At 64.2% G+C, this 13,598-nt stretch carries 16 protein-coding genes; 1 reads left to right on the top strand and 15 read right to left on the bottom strand.

The features are described from left to right. Positions 1–85: 85 nt before the first annotated feature. The 4 genes from RA19_RS06505 to argB all read right to left on the bottom strand — a co-directional run bounded on the left by RA19_RS06505 (position 86) and on the right by argB (position 3,179). A complete protein-coding gene (locus tag RA19_RS06505) occupies positions 86–583 on the bottom strand; it encodes a SixA phosphatase family protein (RefSeq protein WP_039160745.1) in 498 nt (165 codons plus the stop codon). Beyond that, complete coding sequence (locus tag RA19_RS06500; protein WP_039160742.1) at positions 580–1,281, bottom strand: hypothetical protein; 702 nt, start codon at positions 1,279–1,281, stop codon at positions 580–582. The genes RA19_RS06505 and RA19_RS06500 overlap by 4 nt, the downstream gene beginning before the upstream one ends. 109 nt (positions 1,282–1,390) lie before the next feature. After that, positions 1,391–2,185 carry a sterol desaturase family protein gene (locus tag RA19_RS06495; RefSeq protein WP_039160868.1) on the bottom strand — a complete coding sequence of 265 codons (795 nt, stop codon included), beginning with the start codon at positions 2,183–2,185 and terminating at the stop codon, positions 1,391–1,393. A 133-nt stretch (positions 2,186–2,318) separates the two neighbouring features. After that, positions 2,319–3,179, bottom strand: a complete 861-nt coding sequence (gene argB, locus RA19_RS06490; RefSeq protein ID WP_039160866.1) for an acetylglutamate kinase — start codon at positions 3,177–3,179, stop codon at positions 2,319–2,321. A 135-nt stretch (positions 3,180–3,314) separates the two neighbouring features. Between argB and RA19_RS06485 the strand changes: the two genes are divergently transcribed. After that, positions 3,315–4,043, top strand: coding sequence for an SDR family NAD(P)-dependent oxidoreductase (locus RA19_RS06485; protein WP_039160740.1), 729 nt, complete (start codon positions 3,315–3,317; stop codon positions 4,041–4,043). Between the two features lie 243 nt (positions 4,044–4,286). Here the strand turns inward: RA19_RS06485 and RA19_RS06480 are convergent, their stop codons facing one another. From RA19_RS06480 to rpmH, 11 genes are all read right to left on the bottom strand, one after another. Next, entirely contained in the window at positions 4,287–5,687 is a 1,401-nt protein-coding gene (locus tag RA19_RS06480) for a PepSY-associated TM helix domain-containing protein (RefSeq protein WP_039160737.1), read from the bottom strand. Positions 5,688–5,771: 84 nt separating this feature from the next. Continuing rightward, positions 5,772–6,146, bottom strand: coding sequence for a DUF2946 family protein (locus RA19_RS06475; RefSeq protein ID WP_039160735.1), 375 nt, complete (start codon positions 6,144–6,146; stop codon positions 5,772–5,774). Positions 6,147–6,149: 3 nt separating this feature from the next. Beyond that, complete coding sequence (yihA, locus tag RA19_RS06470) at positions 6,150–6,797, bottom strand: ribosome biogenesis GTP-binding protein YihA/YsxC (protein ID WP_039160733.1); 648 nt, start codon at positions 6,795–6,797, stop codon at positions 6,150–6,152. Continuing rightward, a complete protein-coding gene (locus RA19_RS06465; RefSeq protein WP_039160731.1) occupies positions 6,797–7,549 on the bottom strand; it encodes an MOSC domain-containing protein in 753 nt (250 codons plus the stop codon). The genes yihA and RA19_RS06465 overlap by 1 nt, the downstream gene beginning before the upstream one ends. After that, positions 7,549–9,351 (bottom strand): membrane protein insertase YidC, encoded by a 1,803-nt coding sequence (gene yidC / locus RA19_RS06460; RefSeq protein WP_039160729.1) that lies wholly within the window; start codon positions 9,349–9,351, stop codon positions 7,549–7,551. Before yidC ends, RA19_RS06465 begins: the two co-directional genes overlap by 1 nt. 143 nt (positions 9,352–9,494) lie before the next feature. Further along, positions 9,495–11,039 (bottom strand): putative bifunctional diguanylate cyclase/phosphodiesterase, encoded by a 1,545-nt coding sequence (locus tag RA19_RS06455; protein WP_039160727.1) that lies wholly within the window; start codon positions 11,037–11,039, stop codon positions 9,495–9,497. 66 nt (positions 11,040–11,105) lie between these two features. Then, positions 11,106–11,993: a tRNA 2-thiocytidine(32) synthetase TtcA gene (gene ttcA, locus RA19_RS06450; RefSeq protein WP_039160725.1), complete on the bottom strand. Its 888-nt coding sequence runs from the start codon at positions 11,991–11,993 to the stop codon at positions 11,106–11,108. Between the two features lie 96 nt (positions 11,994–12,089). Continuing rightward, positions 12,090–12,323 (bottom strand): hypothetical protein, encoded by a 234-nt coding sequence (locus RA19_RS06445; protein WP_039160723.1) that lies wholly within the window; start codon positions 12,321–12,323, stop codon positions 12,090–12,092. A 363-nt stretch (positions 12,324–12,686) separates the two neighbouring features. Beyond that, positions 12,687–12,932, bottom strand: coding sequence for a membrane protein insertion efficiency factor YidD (gene yidD / locus RA19_RS06440; RefSeq protein WP_039160721.1), 246 nt, complete (start codon positions 12,930–12,932; stop codon positions 12,687–12,689). 56 nt (positions 12,933–12,988) lie between these two features. Then, the gene (gene rnpA / locus RA19_RS06435; RefSeq protein WP_039160719.1) at positions 12,989–13,414 is read right to left on the bottom strand and encodes a ribonuclease P protein component; all 426 of its coding nucleotides are present in this window, start codon (positions 13,412–13,414) and stop codon (positions 12,989–12,991) included. A gap of 23 nt (positions 13,415–13,437) precedes the next feature. Then, entirely contained in the window at positions 13,438–13,572 is a 135-nt protein-coding gene (gene rpmH, locus RA19_RS06430) for a 50S ribosomal protein L34 (RefSeq protein WP_008554144.1), read from the bottom strand. Between the last annotated feature and the right edge of the window lie 26 nt (positions 13,573–13,598).

Genomic DNA, 13,598 nt, shown 5'->3' with positions numbered 1-13,598 from the left:
GGGGCATGTCCGGAGCGGATATTAGTGCTCCTGCGCGAGGGGGCCAGAGGCCTCCCGCGCAGGATGCGTTGCTGTGCCGCAGGGGTTATTCGCCCAGCAGTTCGCGCGGGACGGCAAAGTCGATCACGTTGCCGCTGCTCCAGGCCAGGTCGCGCCAGGTGTCAATGGCGAACCGGACCACCAGGGTAGCGCCGGTCGGGTAGTCGTCAAACCGGGAATGATCGGGCGGGCTGGCGACGATGGAATGGGCAAAGGCAGCAATGCCCGGGTTGTGGCCGATCATCATCACGCAGGGCTGTTCAGCCTCGCTGAGGGCCTTGAACATGATGTCGGAATTGGCGTGATACAGCCGCTCGGTAAAGGCGGCGGGTGCATCCAGCCCCATCAGCTCCCAGGTTTCACGGGTGCGCTGGGACGAGGAGGAGATCACCTGATCCGGAAGGTAGCCGCATTCCTTCAGCCAGGCGGCAATCGCCGGGGCCGAGCGCCGCCCCCGTTTGTTCAGCGGGCGGGCATGATCGCTTGGCACATTGGTGTCCCAGGCGGATTTGGCGTGGCGGGTCAGGATCAGGGTGCAAGTCATCGGGTATGAAAATGCCTCATGTGGTGTGCGGTTTGTTCGGGGTCCCGGCCTGCGGAACGGCTCAGCGGGCAGGCCCGCCGGGCGAGGCAGCCGCCGGTCATGCAGCCGGCGCCTGCGCTGGTATCAAGATAATCGTGGCAGGCCGCCAGATCGTAGGGGCCTCCGTCCGCCAGCGCTGATACGGGGCAGGCGCTGAGGCAGGGACGGGAAGGGCAGCTGTTGCAGGGAGAGTCTGCCAAAGGCGGGGGGGGGATGTCAAATTCCTGTTTGAAATGAAGGGCCCCCCGCAAGGAAATCAGCATGCCGAAGCGATCATGCACCATCATCTGTGACGGCGATGTGAAAAACCGCCCCGAGGCCAGCGCCCAATTGATGAACGGCGTATAAGGCGGGCCGGTAAATGGGAAATGGGCGGTGCCGCCCAGGTTTGCTGCCAGAGTGCCCAGCACCCGCTCCGACCAGCGGTCCACAGGGTCGGGGGCGCCATCGCGGGCTTCTGCGCTGGCGGAGAATACGGGCCAGAAATCCCCGGTGGTGCCCAGGAGAACCAGCGTGCCGCCCTCCAGCGCCTGCACCGGCCGCAGCCGTGGGTGCAGCGCGGCATAGACCGCCAGCCCGGCTGGTGCAGCAGCGGTTTCGATTGCGGCGTAGGAAAGCCCGCCTTGGGGCGGCGGTGCGGGTAGATCGGTCAGGGTCATGGGCGGCGTCCGGTCAGGTGGCTATGGTGCGAGCCTAACAGCGGGTTTCCTGCCCGCAGAGTGCAAAAACGTCCCGCTGAGGCCTGCCGGCGTCTTCCCGCCGGGGAGGTCAGCGGCGGCGGAAGGGCAGCAGCAGGCTCCAGCCCAGGCGGGCCGGGCGGCTGTCCTGCCATTGCAGCCCCACCGTCATGCCCTCATGGCCGCCGCCGGGCTGCGCAGTGTAGGTGCCGAACAGCCGGTCCCAGATGGACAGCGCAAAGCCAAAGTTGCTGTCATGCTCTTCGCGGCGGACCGAGTGGTGCACCCGGTGCATGTCCGGCGTCACCAGCAAAAGCCGCAGCAGCGCATCTGCGGCGGGCGGCAGCCGCAGGTTGGCATGGTTGAACAGAGCGGTGCCATTCAGCAGCATCTCGAACAGCACCACAGCCAGGGCAGAGGGACCCAGCAGATAGACCAGCCCGATCTTCAACAGCATCGACAGGGCGATCTCGACGGGGTGAAACCGCACGGCGGTGGTCACATCCATGTCACGGTCGGCGTGATGCACCCTGTGCAACCGCCACAGCAGCGGCACCTTGTGGGTGATCAGATGCTGCAGCCAGATGGCAAAATCCAAAACCAGAACCGCCAGCAGCACTTCGCTCCAGGCGGGCCAGGCCAGCGTATTCAGCAGCCCCCAGCCCTGTTCCGCAGCGTCCAGCGCTGCCCCAACCGCCAGCAGCGGCAGGCCGAGGGCCAGGGCGCGCAGCATGAGCGTATTCAGCAGGGTGATCGAGAGATTGGTGACCCAGCGCTGCCCACGCGGCAGCCGCCGTTCCCGCTTTGGCGCCTTGACCTCGGCCAGGGCAAACAACGCAAACAGGCCCAGAAAAACACCCAGGCGGATCAGGCTTTCATGCTCCATGGATGCAGCGATGCGCATATGTGGCGAAAAAGCAAGCCCCGCCACTCCACTGCTGCTTCTTTCTGGCCAAAAATATCCCGGGGTGAATTGGCCCCGGGAAGGGCCAAGAGGGGCAGCGCCCCTCCGGCGCGGCTCAGGCGCGGATCATCGAACCGGCGCCGTGATCGGTGAACAGCTCCAAAAGCACCGAATTCTGCACCCGGCCGTCGACGATGGTGCAGGCGCGCACGCCGTTGCGGACCGCATCCAGCGCGGTTTCGGTCTTGGGGATCATGCCGCCGGCAATGACTCCGCTGGCAGTCATCTCCTCAACGTCTGCGGCGCTCAGCTCGGTCACTACCTCGCCTTCGCCGTTCTTGACGCCGGCCACATCCGTGAGCAGCAGCAGGCGGTCGGCCTCCAGCGCCTTGGCGATGGCACCGGCAGCGGTGTCGCCGTTGATGTTGAAAGTCTCGCCATCGCGGCCTGTGCCGATCGGGGCAATCACCGGGATCATGTCCTTTTCGAACAGGCCGTAGAGCACCTTGGGGTCCATCTCGGCCGGCGCGCCGACAAAGCCCAGATCCGCATTGGCCTGATCGCAGGTGATCAGATTCGCGTCCTTGCCCGACAGTCCCACCGCGCGGCCGCCCTGGCGGTTGATCGCCTGCACGATGCGCTTGTTGACGACGCCGGACAGCACCATTTCCACCACTTCCATGGTGGCTGCATCGGTGACCCGCTTGCCGTTCACGAACTCGGACTGGATCTGCAGCTTTTCCAGCATCGCGTTGATCATCGGCCCGCCGCCGTGCACGATCACCGGGTTCACACCCACTTGCCGCATCAGAACGATGTCGCGCGCGAAGGTGTCCATCGCCTCGTCGCTGCCCATGGCGTGGCCGCCGAGCTTGATGACGACAATGGCCCCGTCATAGCGCTGCAGGTACGGCAGGGCGCTGGAGAGGGTCTCGGCAGTGGCAATCCAATCGCGGTTCATGTTCTGTGTCTTCATCGCTGTCATCATCCCTTTGAAGCTCTGGTTTAGGCGGTTCCGCCTCCGCTGCCAAGAGCAGCCATTGCAGATGCCGGTTACGGTGTTAGCTTGACGTGCAAAGCATCCCGCAATTCACTTCATGAGGACCGTCCCATGCGCCGTAAAACCTTGCTCCTGACCGGCGCCAGCCGCGGTATCGGCCATGCCACCGTGCGCCGGTTCAACGCCGAGGGCTGGCGGGTGATCACCTGCTCGCGCCAGCCGTTCCCGGCTGAATGCCCTTGGGGCGGCGGTGAGGAGAACCATGTGCAGCTGGACTTGTCGGATCCGTCCGACACGATCAACGCAGTGGGCCAGATCCAGGAGCGGCTGGACGGGCAATTGGATGCGCTGGTCAACAATGCGGGTATATCGCCCAAGGGGTCGAACGGAGAGCGGCTCAGCACGCTGGACACCGACCTGATGGACTGGGGCAAGGTGTTCCATGTGAACTTCTTTGCCTCGGTGGTCTTGGCGCGGGGCTTGAAGGATGAACTGGCGGCGGCCAAGGGCTCGGTGGTCAATGTGACCTCGATTGCGGGCAGCCGTGTGCATCCTTTTGCGGGTGCGGCTTATGCCACCTCCAAGGCGGCTCTGGCGGCGCTGACGCGGGAGATGGCGCATGATTTCGGCCCGCTGGGGGTGCGGGTCAATGCGATTGCCCCGGGGGAGGTGGAGACCTCGATTCTGTCGCCCGGCACTGAGAAGATTGTCGAGAAGCTGCCAATGCAGCGGCTGGGCCAGCCTGAGGAAGTGGCCTCGGCGATCTATTTTCTGTGCTCGGAGGGCAGTTCCTATATCTCCGGCGCCGAGATCGAGGTGAACGGGGCGCAGCACGTCTAAAGGCTTGGGAAATGGCTGCGCGGCGCCTCAAAGGACGCAAAAGACACCGCGCAGCTGCCGGCTCTGCCAAAGACGGAACAGAGCCGGAAGGCGGCACGCGCTGCGGTTCCTTTGCCGGTCAACGGCCTCCTCAGGACAGGGGAAGCCATGAGCCGGTTCCGGAGACGCAAATCCGCAATGCGTGCCTGATCAGATGCCCGCCGGTGAGGGATTGGCGGGCATCTGTTCCGGGGTCAGGCGGGCTCAGGTCAACGCGCGTTTCATCGCCGGGATGTTGCTGACCAGCAGCACGTCAAAGGCCAGTACGGCCAGCAGCGTGATACCGACCAGCGGGAAGGCCAGGGAGGTGAAGAGGCCGATCAGCAGCGCGCCCTTCCAGAACGGCAGATCCGCGGGCACCGGCGGCGCAGCCAGGCGGGCGGCACCGGCCGGGCGGCGCTTCAGCCACATCACCACGCCGGAGACCGACACAAAGATCACAGAAAGGCAGAACACCACGTTCAGCACGAAGTTCCAGGTGCCCATCAGCCCCATGTGGAAGGGAATGCCGACGGCCATGGATTTGCCGGCCCAGGAGTAATCCTCGAACTTCACGTCAGCGAGGATCTTGCCGCTGTGCCGGTCGATGTGGATGGTACGGTCGATGAAAGGATCGTCGGAGTCGCTGCTCATGCTGTCGCGGTTGATGGTCCAGACGCCGTCCTCACCGCCGGGATAGGCGAGGCGGAAGCGGCCTTCCATGCCCAGCAGCCGGCCCAGGATCACCAGGCTGTCGCTGTTCACCGGGGTGCCTGCGGGAATGCCGTCGATGCCGGCGTCAGAGCCCGAGGCAGGCATCGGGGTCTGTTCCAGCGCCCAGGGCACATCGTTGGTGTGGCCGTGGTTCATATGCTCGGCGTGGGTGGTGTCCGACAGGGGCACGTTGTCCCATTTCTCGGCCGGGAAGGTGGACCAGGCCTGCACGAACTTGCCGCCCCAGATGCCGGTCCACGACAGGCCTGAGATCAGGAAGACAATCAGCAGCGCCGACATCCAGAAGCCGGTGACCGCGTGCAGAGATTTCCACAGGGCGCGGCCGCGGGCGCGGAAATTGGGGATGAAGGCCGAGGCGGCATTGCCGCGGGGCCACCAGATGTAAAGGCCGGTGAAGACCAGCAGCAGGCCGAGACCCGCAGCGATCTCAATCAGCCGGTCGCCAGTGTCGCCGATCAGCAGAGAGCCGTGCATATTGTCGGCCCAGTCGTACCAGCCCGCGCGGCGGTCCCAGCTGGAGAGCACCTCGCCGGTGTACTGGTCGATGGCGACCAGGCGCTGGCCTTCCTCGGTTTTCACCCGGAACACTGTGGCCAGATCCGGGGCCTTGGGGCCGATCCACTCGGCGATAGCGCCGGGCTGGGCGGCCAGGACGCTGTCTTCAAGCCGGGGGAGGGGCAGGGCGGTCTCGCCCTGGGTGATCCGGATGGTTTCGCCGTCGCGGCCGTCGAATTGGGTGATGAACATCATCATCAGGCCGGTCACTGCCAGCATGATCATGAACGGCACCACATAGAGGCCGGCATAGAAATGCCAGCGCCAGGCGGCGAAGTAGAATTTTTCGGTAAGCGGACGCGATTGGCCCGCGGAATGCGGTTGGCTGGTCGCCATTGTTCTCTCCATGTCAGAACAGGGCCGGGCACAGGAGGTGCCGGCGGGAATGTCAAAGATTGTTCAGGGACAGGCCGTCAGGCCTTAGGAGAGCGCGGGCGGTCCGCGGGCGTCATAGCGCCAGTGGAAGCCGGCAGTATGGTGGGTGAAGGCCTCGCGCGACCAGCGGTCGGACAAGGGCGCATCCAGGTTCAGGTCAATCAGATTATCCGGCAGCAGGGCAGTGGCGCCAAGGGCGGCAAAGGGGCAGCTGCGGTCTTCCATCTGTTCGGTGGGGGCATGGCCGCCGCTGCTGTCGCCGCCGTCCAGGTCGACCCAGGTTTCGACGGCGCCCTCGGTGGTACAGATCACCAACAGCACTTTGCCGTCAGACCCGGTGCCCGGCATCCATCCAGCCGGGATCAGCCCGGCCACGGCCAGGGCAATCACAACCAGGTAGGAGGCGAGCCGGTCAAACATTGCTCAGAGAGTAGCGATAATCGACCTAAGCGTCGAGATTCCATCGCCTTTTTCAGACGAGGTCAGGACGATTTCCGGGTAGGCGGCAGGGTGCTTTGCCAGCGCACCACGAACCTGCTCCAGCACCTTGGCGCGGTCCTTTTCCTTGACCTTGTCGGCCTTGGTCATCACGCACTGGAAGGTCACCGCAGAGCTGTCCAGGAGCTTCATGATGTCGTCATCGACTTTCTTGACGCCATGACGGCTGTCGATCAGCACAAACGCGCGGCGCAGGGAGACGCGGCCGGAAAGATACTGCTTCAGCAGCTTCTGCCATTTCTCCACCACCGACAGCGGCGCATTGGCATAGCCATAGCCGGGCAGGTCGACGAGATAAAGCTCGGGGCCTTGGGTGAAGAAGTTGATCTCCTGCGTGCGGCCCGGCGTGTTGGAGGCGCGGGCAATGCCCTTGGTGCCGGTCAGCGCGTTGATCAGGCTCGACTTGCCGACGTTGGAGCGGCCGGCAAAGCAGACCTCAACCCGGTCAGCGGGCGGCAGGCCGTTCATCGCCACGACGCCCTTCAGGAAACCGGTTTCACCCGCAAACAGCTTGCGGCCCTTTTCGGTGGAGAACTCGTCCGGCGCTTCGGCCAGGGGAAATTGCATCTGCATCACAGCACCTTTACCGCATCAGTGATGCGGATGCGGCCGCCGCGGACGACCTCGGCATAAACCGAGAAGTCCTGGTGGCCCCAGTTGTCTTTCAAAGTTTTCAATGTGTCGGCGTCGCGTTCACCGGTTTCCGGGCTGGCAGCGGTGGCCAGGCAGCGCACCACGCGCTCACGAACAGCGAACACGGCCTCGCCAATCTGGACCTCGCGGCCGAGCCAGTTGTTCTCGGCCCAGGGCTCATTCAGATCAAACCAGATGTTGCCGCGCCAGCGCTTGGCCGAGAGGTCGTGGCCGATTGCCTGTTCCACGGCCCGGTGGGAGGCCCAGTTGCACAAGGTGATCGAGGGGAATTCGGTGTCGGTCATGCCGCGGCCCGGGACGCGCACGATATGGGACGAGCCGGCGCGGTTTTCCGGCAGCAGCGGTTTTTCCCATTCCAGGAAACGGGCCTGATCTTCCGGTTTGTCCGGGTCAAAGGTCAGGCCGGGGCGGTCCGGGTGGGTCAGGGTCAGAAGGCCCGCTGCCTCGTCATAAGACGAGTTGATCGCCATCAGCCGGGGGGCCTTGGCGCCGCGGGTGAAATTGGCCCAGGATACCCACTGGCTGCCGTCGGCATCCGAGGCCTCATGCGCAACCGCCCAAACGCGGTCGCCGGGCATGGTCTGCCCGGCGCTCACGGTAACGTCCTCCAGTGCCTCCCGCCCATGCGATTTGAGCGGGTGGCGCCAGATATGTGTGACCTCGGCGGTCATCAGCTGTCGGCCTTGGGCTTCTTCTTGAAGCCCGACTTGATGTTGCCGAACACGTCCGGCGTATAGCCGTGGCGGCGCATGATCAGATACTGCTGCGCGAAGGTGATCGTGTTGTTGGCGATCCAGTAGACCACCAGGCCGGAGGCAAAGCCGCCGAGCATGAACATGAACACCCAGGGCATCCAGGCAAAGATCATCTGCTGCGTCGGGTCGGTGGGCGCCGGGTTCAGTTTCTGCTGCAGCCACATCGAGATGCCGAGCAGGATCGGCAGGATGCCGATAAAGACCAGGGCCAGGATGCTTTCCGGTGCCGGTGCTGCAAAGGGAAGCAGGCCGAAGAGGTTCATGATCGAGGTCGGGTCCGGCGCGCTGAGGTCCTGGAAGGGGCCGAAGAAGGGCGCGTGGCGCAGTTCCAGAGTGACGAAGATCACCTTGTAGAGCGAGAAGAAGATCGGGATCTGGATCAGGATCGGCAGACAGCCCGCGGCGGGGTTCACCTTCTCCTTTTTGTACAGCTCCATCATCTCCTTTTGCATCTTCTGGCGGTCGTCGCCGGCGCGCTCTTTGAGCTTCTCCATCTCCGGCTGCAGTTCCTTCATCTTCGCCATCGACGCATAGGATTTATACGCCAGCGGGAAGACCAGGATCTTGATCAGCACGGTGAGGCCGATGATCGCCCAGCCCATGTTGCCGATCATCACGTTCAGCCAGTGCAGCACAGCGAACATCGGCTTGGTCAGGAAGAAGAACCAGCCCCAGTCGATCGAGTCGAGGAAGCCCTGGATGCCATCTTTCTGGTAGCCGCGGATGGTGGCCCATTCCTTGGCGCCGGCAAACAGTTCGGTGGTCACTTCCGAGGACTGGCCGTCGGCCAAGGTCACGGTCGGCAGCACGATGTCGGTCTGGTAGATCTCGCGGCGTTCGTCGAATTTGGCGATTGAGCGGAAGGGCTGACCCGGAGCAGGCGCCAGGGTGGACATCCAGTAATGGTCGGTGAAGCCGGTCCAGCCGTTGGTTTCGACCTGTTTGACCTCAGATTTGGAGCCGTCGCGCGGATCGGGCTCGAAATCGGCCATGTCGTCATAATCGGTTTCGGCCAGCTCGCCGTCCGCCATCGACACCAGGCCCTCGTGCAGGATGAAGAAGTTCTTCAGGTCCGCAGGCTGGCCGTGGCGTGCCAGGGTGCCATATGGCGCCAGGGCGACGGTGCCGCCGGAGGTGTTGGTAACCGACTGGGTGACCGAGAACATGTAGTTTTCATCCACCGAGATGGTGCGCGAGAATGCCAGGCCCTTGCCGTTGTCCCAGGTGAGGGTGACCGGGCTTTCGGGGGTCAGGGTTGCGTCAGCGGGTGCGGTCCAGACGGTGTTGGCGCCCGGCACGTCGCTGGGGCTCAGGCCCGCGCCCGGAGCCCAGCCGTAAAGCGCGTAATAGGCCTGGGCTTCGCCCACGGGTTTCAGCAGTTTGACGATCGGAGAGTCTGCGTCCAGGGTCTCGCGGTAGTCTTTCAGCGACAGGTCGTCGATCCGGCCGCCCTGCAGCGAGATGCTGCCGGTCACCCGCGGGGTGTCGATGGAGACACGCGGCGCTTGCGGGGCTTCGGCCTCTTCCGCGGCGGTTCCGGCCACCGCATCCGCAGAGGCGCTGGGTGCCAGGGCGGTATCGCCTGCTGGCGCGGTTTCGCTGATTGCGGTTTCAGGCGCCTGTTCCGGCTCCGGCGGCGGGAACAGGGTGTACCACCCGAGGATCACCAGAAAGCTGAGTGCGGTTGCGAGAATAAGATTTTTGTTCTGATCGTCCATTGGGGACAGGCGCCTCGTGCATGGAATGACAGAAGGGGTTCAACAGAGGTGGGCCGCAAAGGTCAAGCAGAATCGCGGCGCGCCGGGGCGGCATAGGGCCCCGGCGCGGCAGAAAATCAAAGGAATTGCGAGGATTCGGGCGCTCAGGGCGTATGGCGGCCGATCACCGGAGCGTCCTGCAGCTTGGCCTCATGGGCGGTGATCCAATCCAGGGTCTGGTCGAAGGGCATCGGGCGGCCGATGCCGAAGCCCTGGACATGGCCGCAGCCCAGCTGCGCCAGTAAGGCATGCTCGCCTGCGGTTTCGACACCCTCGGCCAAGGTTTCCAGATCCAGCCGCTCGGCCATGGTGAGGATGGCGGAGATCAGTTTCTGCTGCTCCGGATCCCGGTCCGCCTTCATGACAAAGGAGCGGTCGATCTTGATGCGGGAAATGCTGAAACGGCGCACCGCAGCGATGGAGGCATGGCCGGTGCCGAAATCATCCAGGTCGATCTGGCAGCCCAGGTCGCTCAGCGCCAGGATGTTGCGGGTGACCACATCATCGGGCTGATCGGTCATCACGGTTTCCAGAATTTCCACACAGAGCCGTTCCGGCGGCAGCTCAAAACGCTCAAGCTCCCATTTCACCCGGGAGGCAAGACCGGGGTTGCGCAGTTCCTGGGTGGCGAAGTTCACCCCGACGCTGGGCACATGCACGCCCGCTGCGTCCCAGGCCTTGATCGCGACCAAAGCGTTGTAGAGCATCACCTGGCTGAGCCGGTCCATCAGCCCGGCTTCTTCCAGCGCGGGCAGGAAGGTCGAGGGCGGGATCAGCCCTTGCACCGGGTGCGACCAGCGCGCCAGGGCTTCAAATCCCGATACCCGGCCGGTGTCAGTGCAGATCTGCGGCTGGAACCAGGCCTGGATCTGACCGCCCTCCAGTGCAGCGGCGGCCTCCTCGCGCAGGTTGGTGCGGGAATTGCCGCGGCCCGACATGTCGGCGGAAAAGGCGCGAATGCCCCCGGGGCCGCTGCTTTGAGCTTCGGCCAGGGCGGTGGTCGCGGAACTGATCCAGTCGTTGGCACCTGTTGCGGGAGCCCGGTTGCGCTGGCAGAAGCCGATAGAGGAGGTCATGTAGACAGTGGTGCCGTCCAGAGGCACAGGTTCTTCGGCGGCGGTCTGCATCCGGCCCGCCAGCTGAATGCAGAGTTCCAGGTCCAGCTGCAACGTGGGCGCAAGGGCGATGGCAAACCGGCTGTCGCCGATCCGGGCCACCGTATCGCTTTGGCGCAGCACCGAGGCGATTTGCGCCCCGCAATGCTGCATGATCCGGTCGCCGGCTTCCTGGCCGTGGCGGTCCGCCAGATCCTTGTAGTCATCCAGCTCCAGCACAAAGATGGCTGAGCGGAGATCGGAATCGGCGCATTCCTCGTAAATGCGGGCGGTTTCCTTTTCAAACCCGTCGCGCAGAATCATGCCGGTGACACTGTCACGCGGAAGGCTGGAGCCGCCGAGCTTGCTGAAGCCGCCGGTCGCGGCAATCAGCACCGGCAGGCCGAGGGCAACCGACAGCAGCGCAGCCTCGCCGCCAAGCCAATAGGTGGCCAGGGTGAGGGCAGGCAGAAAGGCGAGCACGGGCGGCCCGAAAAGTGCGGGGGCAAGGGTTTGCCGGAGGCGCGCCAGGAGACCTGAACCCGTGTTTGTCATTCTCAGACCTTTCGTCTGCAGCCAGTCGTTCCGGCATGAGACTAAGGCGCTGTTCTAACCCGGGAGTTAACGCAGCTTGGGAATTCCATCTATTTCCGGTTCGGAAACCGGATTCTTCAGTTCCAGACCCGCGAAATCGAACAGTTTCGGGTCGAGCAGGTGCGAAGGACGCGCATTCATCAGCGCCCGGAACATCACCTGGCGCCGCCCGGGTGAATTTGATTCCCACTGATCCAGGATCTGTTTCACCTGCTGGCGCTGCAGCCCGTCCTGGCTGCCGCAGAGGTCGCAGGGGATGATCGGGTAGTTCATCGAGCGGGCGAATTTCTCACAGTCGGCCTCGGCCACATGCGCCAGCGGGCGGAACACGAACAGGTCGCCTTCCTCATTGACCAGCTTGGGCGGCATGGTTGCTAGCCGGCCGCCGTGGAACAGGTTCATGAAGAAAGTTTCCAGGATGTCATCCCGGTGATGGCCCAAAACCACCGCCGAGCAGCCTTCTTCGCGGGCAATGCGGTATAGGTTGCCGCGGCGCAGGCGCGAGCACAGGGCGCAGTAGGTGCGGCCCTGCGGCACCTTGTCGACGACGATGGAATAGGTGTCCTGGTATTCGATCCGGTGCGGCACGCCCATCTTTTCCAGGAACTCGGGCAAAACAGTAGCCGGAAAGCCGGGCTGGCCCTGGTCCAGGTTGCAGGCCAGCAGATCCACCGGCAAAAGGCCGCGCCACTTCAGTTCGTAGAGAACCGCCAGCAGTGTGTAACTGTCCTTGCCGCCGGACAGGCAGACCAGCCACTTGGGCGTGCTGCCGTCTTCGCGGCGCTCCACCATGCCGTATTGCTCGATCGCTTCGCGCGCATAGCGTACGATGCGCTTCCTGAGTTTCTTGAACTCAGTCGTCGAGGGTGCGCCTGCAAACAGCGGGTGGATTTCGTCCAGATCATCATCAAGCATGGCCGCGCCCTAGCCGAGGCCGCGCGTTTTGCCAAGGAAAAAAGGCAAATGCCCAAAGGCCGGGCCTGTGCCGGCCTCTGGTGGTTCAGCCCTGAGCTACAGGTAGCCGCGCGACGAGGGCAGTTCCTCGGGCAGCGGCGCCAGGCCGATGTCGCGGCGCATGTGGTTGCTGAGCGCCTGGGTGCGCGCTGCTTTTCGCGGAGGACTGTGGGCGGCAAGGATCTGGCGCAGGATCGCCGTCAGGGTGCGGCGCAGGCCGAGGTCGGCCAGGATCTGGGCCAGGGCGGCATGGGGGTCGCGGATAGGCGTGGTAAACTCTGTGCGTGTCATGGTTTTCTCCGGCTGCGGGCAGCCGGGTCCTGTTGTGTGAAGTTGAAAGGTGACGCTAAAGCGGTCAGCGTGAGCCGGAAAACGGGCTCTGGCAGAGGCTTAGCTGTCGGTGGTTTGGGAAGTGACGATCAGAGCAGGCGCGGGTCAGCGCATGGAGCGGGTCATAGGCCAGCCGGAACCGGCGGCTGCCATACCTGCATAAGCTGCGGGAGCGCGTCGCGAGCGAACCAGATTGTTCATGAACAGCCCTCCCTGCATCTATAGGTTGATCGTTCGCACCGGTTAGCATGGCCGCCAGGCTGCGGATCATGCCGGATTTCCTTACTGTGGCAAAAATGCAGCAAAAGCGCCGGGGGGAGAGGATTACTCACCGGGTTTGCGGCTGGTTTGATCCGGCACCGGGTCATATCCATCGCCACCAAAGGGATGGCAGCGGCCGATGCGGCGCGCGGTGAGCCAGGCGCCTTTGATGGCCCCGTGTTTCTCCAGCGCTTCCAGCGCGTAGGCCGAGCAGGTGGGCTGGTAACGGCAATTGAAGCCGACCCAGGGGCTGAACAGCAGCCGGTAGGCGCGCACGGGCAGGGCGAAGATTTGAGCCAGCAGGGTCATGCGGGATAGATAGGGGCAGGGCGGCTGCGTGGCAATGAGGCCAAAAGTCCGGCCGGCTACTTCCCGTGGATTTTCTTCAAGGCGTAGACCAGGTCGCGCTTCAGCTCCTCGAAGGGACGCTGGGCGGTTTCTACGGCCCGGCCGATCAGAACATAGTCCCAGCCGGGGCGGCCATGGATGGGCAGAATCATCCGCGCGGCCTCGCGTAGGCGGCGCTTGGCACGGTTGCGGGCAACGGCATTGCCGACTTTCTTGGAACAGGTGAAGCCGACGCGGATGCCGCCCTCGTCCTTTCGGTTCCGGCCCTGCACCATCATCCCCTTGGTGCCCTGCTTGCGGGCAGGCGGGCGGGCGCAGGCGAGGAAATCACGGCGCTTGGCCATGACCTCGGGCTTGGGCGCAGCAGATGCGCAAACGGACACCGCCGGAGGCGTATCCCCGCGGGCAGCGTTGCCGTCCTTGGGGGCCTCCGGCGGTGTCATGTCCGTCAGAACGGGAACTGAGCTTATGCGCTCAGTTCTTTGCGGCCGCGTGCGCGGCGAGCGTTCAGGATCTTGCGGCCTGCTTTGGTGGCCATGCGCGCACGGAAGCCGTGGCGGCGTTTACGAACCAGGTTCGAAGGCTGATAGGTGCGTTTCATCGCTCCGGTCTCCACATTGTCTACGG

The organism is Leisingera sp. ANG-M1 (assembly GCF_000813745.1).
Classification (GTDB): domain Bacteria; phylum Pseudomonadota; class Alphaproteobacteria; order Rhodobacterales; family Rhodobacteraceae; genus Leisingera.
Note: the sequence above shows the minus strand (reverse complement) of the source record. Positions and strands in the feature narration are given on the sequence as shown.